We start from the raw sequence: 14,107 nt of genomic DNA on the forward strand, positions 1-14,107 counted from the left end.
CTTATTCGGCTAATTGTTGACGCAGTAGCGGTGCATTGCAGGCATTCTGCACAAAGGGATTATGGTTGCCTTGAGTCTGCGCTATGGCGTTATCGCGTTTGCACTCAATAGTATCAACTGGATAGGTTTTATCCCATGCCTTAAATAATTTTAATTGGCTCGAGGCGATTTTAAGACCATAGGTTTGTTGCATATACAGGTAGGTTCTGGCTATTTTGCCACGGGAATTTGCTGGTGGTTGCGCCTGACGATTCTTAAAGTCGACCACCATAGCACATTGGCCATATTGGTCGGCTTTACCGTTCCATTGGCTAAAACGGAAGTTACTGCGATCACCGTTGACTTCACCAATGGCGGGCACCAGATTGTGCATGTCCGCTTCCATCTTATTAAATTCATTACTGTTAGTGGCGCAGTTTTTACGGCCGCCCTTTTGCCAACACTGTAACTGATGGCCAAATTCCCACGCGGGCACTATGTGCTCCCATTCGATGCGGTTGGCGCGGGTTTCCTGTTTACGGACTTGATAACCGCAGCTGGCGAGATTGGGTTTCCACGATTTGCCCTTGATTTGAATATCGCAACCACAATAAAAGCTTACTGCAGGTAAAGTGCCTTGGCGACTACCAACGTAGAGCGCCTGCGACTTGGTTTTTGCTTGGCTGAAACTGCTGGGGTGTGATGGAGATGCACTTACCGATACAGAAAAAAGAGTCGCCCAAGTGAATAGGCACAGCAATATTCGCCGTGAATTAACGGTTAAAGAGGCTTTGTTCAAAATTTATCCCAAAATAACAAACACTACGCGAGCCTTTGACTCGTCTTTTATGGCGTGATGGTAAGGGATATGCCGCTGCTTATGCAAATGGAGTCGTACTAAGGTGGGAGGTTTGTTCGCAGACAGTACTTAGATAGCAGTTAAATGAGTTTTACAACGTTTACAGATATAACGACTTTCACCGCGCAGCACTTTGTTATGGCGGCGAATACTCAGCCGAATGGGTCCACAGGCGCAGTGATACTCCACATCTTTGCTTGCAACTGATGCTGTGTTGAAACTGTGAGTCGTATTTGGGTTAACCTTAAATACCGTTAACATCAAAGATTGCCATTCTTTGCCGTGGGGTTTAGTTTTGCCAAAAAGCTGAAAACACAGTAAATGGCAAATTTCGTGGGGAACGACCTCTGTCAGAAAAGCTTCGCTATTTTCGCGCAGCAATACGGGGTTAAATCGCAAACGATTCTGCTGCAAATGAGCGGTTCCAGCACTTTTTCCCCTGAGCGTAAATTGGGTTATAGGCCGAGGAAAAGCGCGCTTAAGCGATATTTCCGCCTCTTGGTAGCAGGCTTCGACTCGCTCAAGTATTTGTATTTGCAGTGACGAGAGTGGGCGTGATGAACCGGTGAAAATATGCGCCTGAGCCGGATTTTGTGCTGGTGGACTCGTTATAACCTGCGGCTTATCTTGCTGTTGGCCCAAGACTGCGTATGTCGACCTTGACAGTGGGGCAAGTGCTTCACTGCTGCGACGGCGTAAGGCATTGAGTAAGTCAGCGGGTTTCAGCATAGGGTTAGCGTTGGATCTCGTCGGTTAAAGGTAAAAACATAGAATGCTGTGTTGCTCCTTATCCTTAATGCATTTTCTAGCAAGAGTGAGCTGGTGTGGAGCGTTTGCATCATAACGAACGCCCCAAAACAATACCAGCGTGGTTTACAGCATTATAAACTCGCCGCCGCTTGCATCACCATTGTTCGCACTTGTTCGACTATCGCTTGCTCTGTATCGGCATCATAACCTTTGACTCTTGGGGTGTGAATGTGGCCGACCTTGGCAAGGCTATTAAACTTTTGTTGTAATACTATGGCGCGGTAAGAAATTTCATTAGAAAGATAACCACCGCCAGAGCCTTCGACTGAGGTTTCGTTTTGCAGCTCGCTTAATGACATTGCGCTAAATTCGCCGCGGGTAAGGGTAGTGATAGTATGGTTATCATTGACTTTCCATTGGCTGTCTTTAACTTGCATAGCGGAAACTGGCAGTGAAAATTCCACAAATTCGGGGCCGATAAAATCTTTACCATTAAGCTTTGGGGCAACGGGTGCAGTTTTCGTTGCGCCAGTGAGTACATTTTGGTTATCGGGTGCAGCAGCACTGCGATTGCGCCCGGGGAAGCGTTCTATATCAAAATCGCTGCGACCCATGCTAACGGTAAACACAAATTGGGTTTTAGGATCGCGATAAATCGGGCTCAGTAGCGACTCAATAAGCCCTTGATCAAAGTCTTCAAATCGTACTGGGATCATGGCGGTTTCGATCTGCGCCGTTTTACCATTCACTTCGAAACGGAATCCATCTAAGGCGAGGGCGACTAAACCAGAGGGATTACTTTGGGTGATATCCTTATCAAGGAAGAAAGGATCGAACCCCGTGAGGAAGATTTTAATTTGGACATCATCAGCATAGTGAATATCGCTAAAACCCCGTGAGGCTTTTTCAACTGCACTCATTAATATGTCTTGTTGCCAATCGGCCATTTTAAAGTTGGCGTTGGTGGTTTTTAGACTATTAAGCATGGCAAGGCGAGCCCAGTATAAAGGTCGGTCGTCAAAATGCCCTGACTGTACATCGCGGACAGCTTGTTGCCACAATCTGTGTCCTTGGTGCGCTGCTAATTGGGTGGCATCAACTTCATTATTTTTGACGGTTAATCGCTGAGCAAGACCATCGTCTAACGCTTGGTAGCGAGTCACAACCTCGTCTATGGTTTTTCCTGCTGTTGGCAGGCGCGAAACTTCAACATCCCCCAATAGTTGCACTGCACTAGCGGTATGTATGATGCTGCTGGCAACAATGAGCGTTAAACTCGACTTTAACATTGGGATTTCCTTGTAGTTATAAGAAGTTATTTAGTGGAAATTGTTTGATGCTCTATTTTATTCTCATTATGAACGGGTTAGCTTATGCCAAAAAGTATGCTTACTCGTCCAGAATTAGACTGTCTATCTAAATACTCATCGACATCTTATGCCAATTTTGTATATCGAGTGTATGGCGAAGATGTTTTTTGGAAGGTTATCACAAGTTTGTCGAGCTATGGCTTCTATGATAACCGTTCCTGTTTGCCTTATTTTTGCCACAATTGGTCAGCAGTTTGCTAGGGCAAGGTGGAAAACGAAGTGATAGCCTTAAGCGCTTTCTTTTTTTAGTTAATCAGCTTTTTATACAAAGGATTACAAGGAGATGTTATGCGTTTTTTAGCCATGTCGGCTGTGCTAGTGATATCGTCAATGTTGGGTACGGCTGCTTTTGCATCCCCAGTGGTAAAAGAGTGGCAAGAGACTCGCAGTTGGGATCCTCATTTTACCCAGCATCAGACCAAGGGCGTACTGGTGTTATGGAACGAAAATAAGCAACAGGGATTCACCAACAATCTAAAACGTGCCAATCAAGGTTTTTTGCCTGCTTCAACCTTTAAGATCCCCAACAGTTTGATCGCCCTCGATTTAGGTATGGTAAAGGATGAGCACCAAGTCTTTAAGTGGGATGGCAAAAGTAGATCGATTGCCGCTTGGGATCGTGACCACGACCTAGTGACGGCGATGAAGTATTCAGTGGTGCCTATTTATCAAGAGTTTGCCCGCCAAATAGGTGAGGCGCGTATGGGTAAGATGATTGCCGTTTTTGATTATGGTAATGAGGATATTTCGGGTAATTTAGACAGTTTTTGGTTAGATGGGGCAATTCGGATTTCAGCAAAACAGCAAATCGATTTCCTACGTAGGCTCTACCACAACAAATTGCATGTGTCCGAGAGAAGCCAGCGTATCGTTAAGCAAGCCATGCTGACTGAAGCGAATGGTGATTATATTATCCGCGCGAAAACGGGTTATGCGGTCAGGGCTGAGCCGAGTATCGGCTGGTGGGTGGGCTGGGTAGAGCTTGATGATAATGTGTGGTTTTTTGCGATGAATATGGATATGCCATCAGCCGATGCTCTACCTTTACGCCAAGCTATCACCAAGGAAATCTTAAAACTGGAAAAAATTATTCCTTAAGTTAGTTTGAGAAGATATGAAAGGATTGCGCCGCGCGCTCCTCTTGCTAATCCGTAGACCAAGAAATTTAAAGCCTAGACAATGATCTAGGCTTTTTATTGAGTTTTTTGAATAAGATTTTGTTAATGAAGCTAACCCATTAGAGATTGCAGGCTTTCTTGACTACTGAAACGTTTAACGAAGAAGTCTAAAAACACACTGATATTGGTTGCCAGTTGGCGGCGGCTGGAATAAACCCCGTAGACCTTAAAAGGTTCAATCGGCCATTCCTGTAAAATGGGCACTAACTGACCGTTGGCAAGCTCAGTCTTACAGGCTGAGTTGGATAACATTGCAATGCCAAAATCATCGAGTGCGAGTTGTTTGACCATTATTGGGCTATTGACTCGCACCTTACGTTGGAAATTCACCATAGTTTTACGCGGGCCTTTGCCTAGCGGCCAGATAGGTGCCGAACGTGAAGTCCCTAATAAAATACCACTGTGCTGGCTAAGTTCTTGCGGCGTTGCGGGTGTTCCCCTGAGTTTCAGATAGCTAGGGCTTGCGACTAAAATGGGTTGGCGTTCAAACAGTAATCTCGCAACTAAGTCCGATGATTGCAGTGGACCATATTTGATCGCTATGTCATATCCTTCACCGACTAAACCTATATCATTGTCAGTAAACTGGACATCCAATTCCACATTGGGATATAAACGCATAAATCCGCTACAGAGGTTAGCGATTAATTCTTGGCTAAATGACACAGGGATCGCAATCCGTAATGATCCTGACACATCATCGTGAGTATTCTCGATAACTGCCTTGGCCGCTTCCACCTCATTGCGAATGGAATCACAGTGTTGATAAAAGAGTGCCCCGACTTGGGTCAAACTCAGGTTACGGGTGTCGCGCTGTAATAATCGCACGCCAAGTTGTTCTTCAAGCTGCGCGATTTTGCGACTTATGGTGGATTTTGGATGGCCTGTTTCACGTGCAGCTTGGGAGAATCCCTTCGCTCTAACTACGGCTGCAAATAGCATCATACCGTTTAAATCTGGCATGTTTTTCCCACTGTCTCATATTTGGAACATAGCGTCTTATGCAGTTTAATGGCATTTGACGGGATAACAAAGTTATATTTATTCGCTAAAAATTTTCAGAGGCTAAGCAGAGGATCTTTTGATGACCAGCAAAAATCAGCCCACATACATGACTCAAGCCCAAACGCCCGATCCGCTTTTTTTACAAGCCGAGCATTTGGCAAAGGATTTTTCTCTGTTTCCAAAACATAGCAAACAGAGTTTATCGGAAGAAATTAAAGGTCTTTTAAGTGAAGACGCCATTCAGGCAAACTTGAAAGACTTAGCATCATTAGATGTTGATGGTTACGTTGCCAAGGTAATACTGCCGACTCAAGATAAAGGTCGTCCAGGGGCTAAACGTGTTATCGCAGACCTTAAAGGTCGATTGATTACAGAAACCCACATAGGTTCTTTTTACAGCGCTGAGATTGAGCTTAATTTCGGTTCGCGTACTCGCCGTATTGGTTTTATCGCTCAAGAGCGAACCACTGCAAACGGTGCTTGGATGCCTGAGCATCATTACGCAGCCTGTAAAGCAATTCGCCATTTTGCCGAATTGTCTATGCCAATAGTTTACCTAATCGATACCCCAGGGGCTGATGCTGGTGAAGTGGCAAATAGCCAAAACCAAGCACATTCAATCTCTAAAGCCATTGCAGAAAGCGCCAACGTTGACGTACCAACGGTAGGTATTGTTATCGGTGCTGGCTACTCCGGCGGCGCCATTCCATTGGCAGCGGCTAACATACTGCTGTCACTGCGTGATGGTATTTTCAACACAATTCAACCTCAGGGTTTGCAAAGTATTGCCCGTAAGTACAACTTATCTTGGCAAGAATGTGCGAAATCTGTCGGCGTATCCCCAGAAGAGCTTTATACCTCTGGTTGTATTGACGGGATCATCGATTTTTCACCGAGCGACCGTGATGAGCGCCAGCATAACCTGCGCCGCGCAATTATCAGTAGTATCGAAACGGTTGAACGTGCGGCAATGAATTTCGTTCGTGAATCTAGTGACTTACGTGAACATTATGATCGCAGTTTAACACGTTACCTCAATCCATCGAAAAACTTGATGGCCTTGGAACTGAACGCAGAATTGGCCGTTGCGAGCAGCCCGACTAATCACCATAACTTGTTCGGTAGCGCCTATCGTTATCTGCGTTATCTTACGCTCCGTAGCCGTATTCATTCGATTTCTCAGGAGCAATACGGTCGCCTGTCACGGGTGAGCGTGCCTGAAGGTGATTTGTTAACGCGTATCCAACAAGAACAAGACCGTGTGTTCCAAGCTTGGCTATCTAGTCCAGATAAATTGGTTTATGACGAAGACTTAAACAAGCTTTGGGCCAACTTTGTTGCTAAGCGTGATGACGTGTCGACCGAGCGTAACATGTTGACTCGTTTGATTTTGGGTGAACCAAAGGAAAACTATAAAAAAGCCCGTAAGGCGCTGTTATTTAATATTAGTTGGTCTTTATACCACCGCTGGAAGAGCAATGCAGAAAACAACTTTAAAGGGCTTATTCAGCACCTAGAAAACCTGCCAAAATCGGTCACTCAAGCTAAATGGCCTGAGTTAAACCAGCTGACAGTGCTCGATGTGGTCGTAAATGAAGAGCTGCGTGAAGACTTTATTTGGCAATGCCATAACATCCTGATCTTCAACGCGCTGTACGACAACGTGGTAGGCAGCTTAGCGTCAATCGCCAAAGAAGCCATGATGTCAAAAAGCTTGTCACGCAATTCAGTGAACAATCTGCTGCATAAGTCAATCGACTATGCATTGTCGACGCAAGATACCGCGAACGATAAGGCCAAATTCTACAAGTGGCTTAAGTACTTTATGGGTCAATCTAACCGTGCCGATTTACTGGTGCGTGTAGAGCAGTGGAAGAGCGTGGGTTTCCCGCAGCTCAACGACAGTTTGTTCGTGGTACTGACTTACTTCTTCGAGCGTCTACTACCTGAGTATTTCGATAGCGAAAGCGATACCACCAAGTACACTGGTGCGATCAACCCTGTGCGTATTGGTCGTCGTAAGGACTTCTGGAACCGCTTAACCATGGGTTATCAGGATCTGTTGATCCAAAAAGTACTGCGGGACGAAAAACGTAAAGGCAATATGACGTGGGAAAACATCATCAAGCAGTTCTTTACCCGTTTCGATGAGATAAATAGCGACAAAATGTCGGCTAACCTGTTGAATTTCCCTGGTTTTCGTTTGTCGATTGAAGATGCTTTAGATAAGGGCATACGTCCTTGTGGTTTGATCACTGGTATTGCTGACTTTAAAGAAAAAGGTCAAAAAGTCCGTGTGGGTGTGGCGGTTTCTAACACTGCATTCCAAGCGGGTGCATTCGATATGGCGAGCGCCGAGAAGTTCTCTGCTCTGCTTATCGAGTGTGCTAAGCGTAAATTGCCAGTTGTGTGCTTTATTAGCTCTGGTGGTATGCAGACTAAAGAGGGCGCGGCAGCACTGTTCTCTATGGCGGTGGTCAATGATCGTATTACTCGCTTTATTCGTGATAATGAATTACCTGTATTGATGTTTGGTTTTGGTGACTGTACCGGTGGTGCACAGGCGAGTTTTGTGACTCACCCATTAGTACAAACCTATTACCTGTCAGGTACTAACATGCCGTTTGCGGGGCAAATGGTTGTGCCAGCGTACCTGCCATCAACTGCGACTCTGTCTAACTACCTGTCGAAAGTACCTGGGGCTATGGCGAGCTTAGTCCATAACCCATTTAGCGAAACCTTAGATAGCCAGTTAGCGGGTATCGATCCTTTGATGCCAATGCCAACGGCCAAAATTAGCGATGTGATCATCAACGCACTATCGACACTTGTGGTTGAAGCGCCAGTTGAAGAGGATGTGATAGTACAAAGTGACCCACGTAAGTTGATGAAGCCAATCAATAAAGTGTTGGTTCATGCCCGTGGTTGTACCGCAGTGAAACTGATCCGCAAAGCCCATGACAACAATATCAATGTAGTATTGGTGGCGTCAGATCCCGATATGACGTCAGTGCCAGCGGACATGCTGAAAGACACCGATAAACTGGTTTGTTTAGGGGGAAATACCTCGGACGAGAGTTATTTGAACGCATACTCAGTGCTGAAAGTGGCCGAGTATGAGCAAGTCGACGCACTGCATCCAGGTATTGGTTTCCTATCGGAAAGCCCACAGTTCGCAGCCTTGTGTGTGAATAACGGCGTGAACTTCGTTGGCCCAAGCGTGCATTCAATGACGACTATGGGTAACAAGTCGAACGCGATTAAAACCTCTCAAGCGCAAAATGTACCAGTCGTACCCGGTTCTCACGGCATTCTGACCAACGCTGAGCAAGCGGTTAACGTGGCCAGTGAAATCGGTTACCCAGTGCTGCTTAAAGCGGTACAAGGTGGTGGCGGTAAAGGCATTCAGGTTGTTAAACGCCCTGAGGATATGATTGGCCTATTCCAAAAAACGGCTACTGAAGCGGCTGCGGCTTTCGGTAACGGGGATTTGTACCTCGAAAAATATGTGACATCTCTGCGCCACATTGAAGTACAGTTACTCCGTGACATGTTTGGCAACGCTAAAGTACTCGGTCTACGAGACTGTTCGGTACAGCGTAACAACCAAAAAGTGGTCGAAGAATCTGGTTCAACTATGTTGCCAGAAGAGCTTAAAAAGCGAGTCTTGGATTATACCCGTGCTTTAGGTGACGCGACTGATTATATGGGCGCGGGTACTGTTGAGTTCATCTACAACTTAGATGCAAACGAAGTGTACTTCATGGAAATGAACACCCGTCTGCAGGTTGAGCACCCGGTGACTGAAGCCACTTCTGGCATCGATATCGTGAGTGCACAGTTTGATATCGCAGCGGGTCGCTCAATTGAAGCGTTAGAACCCAAAGATATAGGTTATGCGATGGAAGTGCGTGTGACTGCTGAAAAAGCGGCGCTCGATAGCCATGGCATACTGCAGTTGATCCCCAACCCTGGCAAGATCACTGAGTGTGTATTCCCAGACCATCCTGATGTCGAAATCATCTCGATTGCTGCTCCAGGTAAAGAAGTTTCGCCATACTACGATAGCTTGATTGCGCAAATCATTATGCGCGGTGAAAACCGTGAAGATGTGATTGCTAAGTTACACGCATATCTGGATAGCGTTGTGCTTAAAGGTATCGCAACTAACATTCCGTTACTTAAGCTCATCTTGAATGACGGTACCTTCAAAGAAGGTGTATACGACACTAACTATCTACCACGTTTTATGGCTGAACTCGATATTCCAGCGCTTATCGCTGAAATGGAAGCCGCCGCCGAAACCGTGGGCGTAGATACTGAGTCTTTACGTGTGGGTGAAAGTAACGAACTGAAAGTATTAGCCCAAGGCGCAGGTATCTTCTATACCTCACCAGCACCGGGTGAACCTGACTTTGTGAAAGAAGGCGATATCGTTACCGTTGAGCAAACCCTAGCGTTAACCGAAGCGATGAAGATGTTCTCGCAGGTTAACTTGGCAGGCTTTAACCGCCAAGGTGCTGTACTTTATCCCGAGGATAAGAAGTATCGTATCGAGCGTATTTTGAATAGTAATGGTCAACAGGTTTCTCAAGGTGATTTGCTCTTTGTGGTATCACCCGTCGAAGCTTAAACGTTACAGCTAAACAGAGCCTAACGCTCTCAATACCCGCCTTTGGCGGGTATTTTTTTATCTTTATTTCAATTCTCCGTGACTTGAACTCTGTGTGAGATAACCGAGTGTAGGTAAGCAAATAGATTGGCTTGGTTGGTATTACGCCACTTTCGCGTATACACTTTTTTTATCTAACTTAACCAGTATTACCATAACTTAGGAACGTTGATGGTCACTCGGTGTTGGTTTTGGGTCTTGTCTATGTGCTTACCCTTGCAGGTGAATGCCGAACGTTTGGCTTCGTCTTTTTTAAAGTCTGTCGATGATATTTCACATTCCCACAGTCAAGTTATCCGTTACTGTGTCGACCCAGATTGGTTACCCTATGAAGCTATACGCGATGGTAAACATGTTGGTATTTCATTCGACTATATCCAATATATACAATCTAATACTCAGCTTAAATTTGACTTGATACCGACCAAATCTTGGAGTGAAACCCTATCACTCCTTCAAAATAGGCAGTGCGATTTAACTCCGTTGCTGAATAAAACGGATATTAGGGCGCAGTATCTGCGGTTTAGTGAGGTATATTTCCGAGCACCGAATGTGTTGGTGTCATTGAGGGAACAACCTTTTTTGCAGGGATTTGAAAATATCGGAGCGCGAACGCTCGCAGTGCCTAAGGGCTATCGACTGGCGGAATACATTCAGCATTATTACCCTGAGATTCAAATATTATCGGTAGAGAGTGAGCCAGCGGGACTTGAGGCGGTTTTTGAACGACAGGCGGATCTTTTTGTGGGATCGATGTTTTCCGTCAATGCCTATATTCAGCAAACGGGATTTGATCATCTTAAGATTGCGGGTTGGGGTGGTCCTGAGGATGAATTGCGTGTGGGAGTGAGTTTAGGAAATGAGGTATTACTCCCCGTAATAGATCGAGTTCTTACTTCTGTGAGTGAGCTTGAGCGGATACGGATTTACCAGAAATGGAATAATGTCACTATCATTGATGAGGCTAACTACTTTCTGATGTACCAAATTATTGCGGGTACACTCTTTATCACTTTGATGTTGGCTTCTCGTACTTACTTTATAAGTCAATACAACCGTCGTTTGACCTATAAGAACCAGCAATTAGAAATCCTGCGGCGGCAACTTGAAGCTACCAATGCTGAGTTAGAGTTTTTATCGACCCACGATCCACTTACCAAACTTTATAATCGTCATTATTTTAATCGCCATTTTGTTGATGATCACAGAGCATCAAACTATGCGGATTCTGCAATGTGTCTTGTGATGATCGATATCGATCACTTTAAAGAGATAAATGATACTAAAGGACATGCTATTGGCGATAAAATCCTGATGGAATTATCTGTTGTCTTACAGCGTTGCGTGCGTGATACCGATGTGGTCGCCCGATGGGGAGGCGAAGAGTTTGTGATCCTGTGTCAGGAATCCTCATTAGTTTTAGTGCAATCACTTTGCCACCGGATAGCTGGGGCGATTAAGGATTATGAGTTTAGCGGTAATGTACGTTTAACTTGCAGTTTTGGGATAGCCAAATTAGTCGATAATGAGTCAATGCAATCCTGTTTTGAACGCGCTGATAGGGCGTTATATCGTGCCAAAGCGCTGGGGAGAGATCAGGTTTGCGTGGATGAAGTGGCCTGATGCGCATAACAGTCACATCCGTTTCAATTGAGTTAAATAATTTACCTTTTTAATACAGTCATTGCCCCATTCTTTTATTCAATAAGCTTACTTTGATGAGTGTTCTGCTCAGTTTTAGCCTGCGTTATGTAACATTTAGAGGTCATTTGACCTGTGAGCTGGGTATAAAAAACGCGAAAAACATCAATATCATTTGTGAACTCACAATATTTGAGGTTTTTATCAATTGGTTGAAATTTAAACTAAATTGTTTTACTTGGTTGTTTTCATATGTTTTTATGCGAATTTTTTTAAATTTTATCACGACTTTATCGTGAAAAAGTGCAAGAGCCATTTGCGCAGAACAGGGTTCCAATTTACAATATGCGCCTAAAATAATCTGATGTGCGGTGTGTCGGTGTTTGTCGCATACTCCGTCTACTTCTTAAACTAATCATTAAAGTTGAATCATGACCGAATTATCCAAATACAGAAACATTGGTATCTTCGCTCACGTTGACGCGGGTAAAACCACGACCACCGAGCGTATCCTGAAGCTAACCGGTAAGATCCATAAAATCGGTGAAGTGCACGATGGTGAATCTACCACTGACTTCATGGTACAGGAAGCTGAGCGCGGTATTACCATTCAGTCTGCTGCTGTAAGCTGCTTCTGGAAAGATCACCGTTTCAACGTTATCGACACCCCAGGCCACGTTGACTTCACAGTTGAAGTTTATCGTTCTCTGAAAGTGCTTGATGGCGGTATCGGTGTATTCTGCGGTTCAGGTGGTGTTGAGCCTCAGTCAGAAACTAACTGGCGCTATGCGAACGAATCAGAAGTTGCGCGTATCATCTTCGTAAACAAGTTAGACCGTATGGGTGCTGACTTCCTACGTGTTGTTAAGCAAACTAAAGACGTATTAGCTGCAACACCACTGGTTATGGTTCTGCCAATCGGTGTTGAAGACGAATTCACAGGTGTTGTTGATCTGTTAACTCGTAAAGCTTATGTGTGGGATGATTCTGGTCTGCCAGAAAACTTCGAAATACAAGACGTTCCTGCTGACATGGTTGACATTGTTGAAGAATACCGTGAAATGCTGATCGAAACTGCGGTTGAGCAGGACGATGCGGTTATGGAAGCGTACATGGAAGGCGAAGAGCCATCACTCGAAGACATCAAACGTTGTATTCGTACTGGTACTCGCAAACTGGCATTCTTCCCAACATACTGTGGTTCTGCGTTCAAGAACAAAGGTATGCAACTGGTTCTGGACGCTGTTGTTGATTATTTACCAGCACCAGACGAAGTTGATCCACAACCACTGACTGACGAAGAAGGCAACGAAACTGGCGAATTCGCTATCGTTTCTGCCGATGAGCCATTAAAAGCGTTAGCGTTCAAGATCATGGATGACCGTTTCGGTGCCCTGACTTTCGTACGTATCTACTCTGGCCGTCTGAAGAAGGGTGATACCATCCTGAACAGCGCGACTGGTAAGACTGAACGTATTGGCCGTATGTGTGAAATGTACGCTGACGACCGTATCGAAATTGAATCTGCTCAAGCGGGTGACATTATCGCCATCGTGGGTATGAAGAACGTTCAAACTGGTCACACTTTATGTGACGTGAAACACCCAGTTACGCTAGAAGCTATGGTGTTCCCAGAGCCAGTAATCTCTATCGCTGTTGCGCCAAAAGATAAAGGCGGCAGTGAGAAAATGGGTATCGCTATCGGTAAGATGATCGCTGAAGATCCATCATTCCGCGTAGAAACTGACGAAGATTCAGGTGAAACCATCCTTAAAGGTATGGGTGAACTTCACTTAGACATCAAAGTCGACATTCTGAAGCGTACTTATGGTGTTGAATTGATCGTAGGTGAGCCACAAGTTGCTTACCGTGAAACCATTACTCAAATGGTTGAAGATCAATACACTCACAAGAAACAATCAGGTGGTTCTGGTCAATTCGGTAAGATCGAATATATCATCCGCCCAGGTGAGCCAAACACTGGTTTCGTGTTCAAATCTTCAGTTGTTGGTGGTAGCGTTCCGAAGGAATTCTGGCCAGCAGTTGAGAAAGGTTTCGCGAGCATGATGAACACAGGTACTATCGCTGGCTTCCCAGTGTTAGACGTTGAGTTCGAATTAACTGACGGTGCATTCCACGCAGTTGACTCATCAGCAATCGCGTTCGAAATCGCTGCTAAAGGCGCTTTCCGTCAGTCAATCGCTAAAGCTAAACCGCAACTTCTTGAGCCAATCATGAAAGTTGACGTGTTCAGCCCAGATGACAACGTGGGTGACGTGATCGGTGACTTAAACCGTCGTCGTGGCATGATCAAAGACCAAGTAGCTGGTGTAACAGGTGTTCGCGTTAAAGCTGACGTACCGTTATCAGAAATGTTCGGTTATATCGGTACTCTACGTACAATGACTTCTGGTCGTGGTCAGTTCTCTATGGAGTTCTCACACTACAGCCAATGTCCAGCTAGCGTATCTGAGAAAGTGGTTGCTCAAGTTAAAGAGCGTAAGGCTGCTGAAGCTAAGAAGTAATTCTTAACTTACCTTAGCTAACCTGAGATCGGTTTAACAAGCCATAACTGCAATAGCATTAAACTCTGCGTTAGTGATGTTCAGTTGTGGCTTATTGTCTTTCAATTGATAGGCGATAAGTCCCGCAA

At 45.1% G+C, this 14,107-nt stretch carries 8 protein-coding genes and 1 pseudogene; 4 read left to right on the forward strand and 5 right to left on the reverse strand.

Going from position 1 to position 14,107, the window contains the following annotated elements:
- Window position 1 precedes the first annotated feature (1 nt).
- The 3 genes from endA to L2744_RS18680 all read right to left on the reverse strand — a co-directional run bounded on the left by endA (window position 2) and on the right by L2744_RS18680 (window position 2,877).
- Window positions 2-778 carry an endonuclease EndA gene (endA, locus tag L2744_RS18670; RefSeq protein ID WP_283104035.1) on the reverse strand — a complete coding sequence of 259 codons (777 nt, stop codon included), beginning with the start codon at window positions 776-778 and terminating at the stop codon, window positions 2-4.
- Between the two features lie 129 nt (window positions 779-907).
- Window positions 908-1,567 carry a SprT family zinc-dependent metalloprotease gene (locus tag L2744_RS18675; RefSeq protein WP_248993309.1) on the reverse strand — a complete coding sequence of 220 codons (660 nt, stop codon included), beginning with the start codon at window positions 1,565-1,567 and terminating at the stop codon, window positions 908-910.
- Window positions 1,568-1,719: 152 nt separating this feature from the next.
- Window positions 1,720-2,877, reverse strand: coding sequence for a PA0049 C-terminal domain-containing protein (locus L2744_RS18680; RefSeq protein WP_248993310.1), 1,158 nt, complete (start codon window positions 2,875-2,877; stop codon window positions 1,720-1,722).
- Window positions 2,878-3,246: 369 nt separating this feature from the next.
- Between L2744_RS18680 and blaOXA the strand changes: the two genes are divergently transcribed.
- Window positions 3,247-4,056 carry a class D beta-lactamase gene (gene blaOXA, locus L2744_RS18685; RefSeq protein WP_248993311.1) on the forward strand — a complete coding sequence of 270 codons (810 nt, stop codon included), beginning with the start codon at window positions 3,247-3,249 and terminating at the stop codon, window positions 4,054-4,056.
- A 131-nt stretch (window positions 4,057-4,187) separates the two neighbouring features.
- Here the strand turns inward: blaOXA and L2744_RS18690 are convergent, their stop codons facing one another.
- Window positions 4,188-5,099, reverse strand: coding sequence for a LysR family transcriptional regulator (locus L2744_RS18690; protein ID WP_248993312.1), 912 nt, complete (start codon window positions 5,097-5,099; stop codon window positions 4,188-4,190).
- 121 nt (window positions 5,100-5,220) lie between these two features.
- Here L2744_RS18690 and L2744_RS18695 point away from each other — a divergent pair, with 121 nt between their 5' ends.
- The 3 genes from L2744_RS18695 to fusA all read left to right on the forward strand — a co-directional run bounded on the left by L2744_RS18695 (window position 5,221) and on the right by fusA (window position 13,979).
- Entirely contained in the window at window positions 5,221-9,774 is a 4,554-nt protein-coding gene (locus L2744_RS18695; protein WP_248993313.1) for an ATP-binding protein, read from the forward strand.
- 210 nt (window positions 9,775-9,984) lie between these two features.
- Window positions 9,985-11,436: a diguanylate cyclase gene (locus tag L2744_RS18700; protein WP_248993314.1), complete on the forward strand. Its 1,452-nt coding sequence runs from the start codon at window positions 9,985-9,987 to the stop codon at window positions 11,434-11,436.
- A 449-nt stretch (window positions 11,437-11,885) separates the two neighbouring features.
- Window positions 11,886-13,979: an elongation factor G gene (gene fusA, locus L2744_RS18705; RefSeq protein ID WP_248993315.1), complete on the forward strand. Its 2,094-nt coding sequence runs from the start codon at window positions 11,886-11,888 to the stop codon at window positions 13,977-13,979.
- 33 nt (window positions 13,980-14,012) lie between these two features.
- On the opposite strand, the pseudogene L2744_RS18710 reads toward fusA, so the two are convergent.
- A pseudogene (locus tag L2744_RS18710) lies at window positions 14,013-14,107 on the reverse strand (IS982 family transposase); the annotation flags it as partial.

It is taken from the genome of Shewanella profunda (genome assembly GCF_023283765.1).
GTDB lineage: Bacteria > Pseudomonadota > Gammaproteobacteria > Enterobacterales > Shewanellaceae > Shewanella > Shewanella profunda.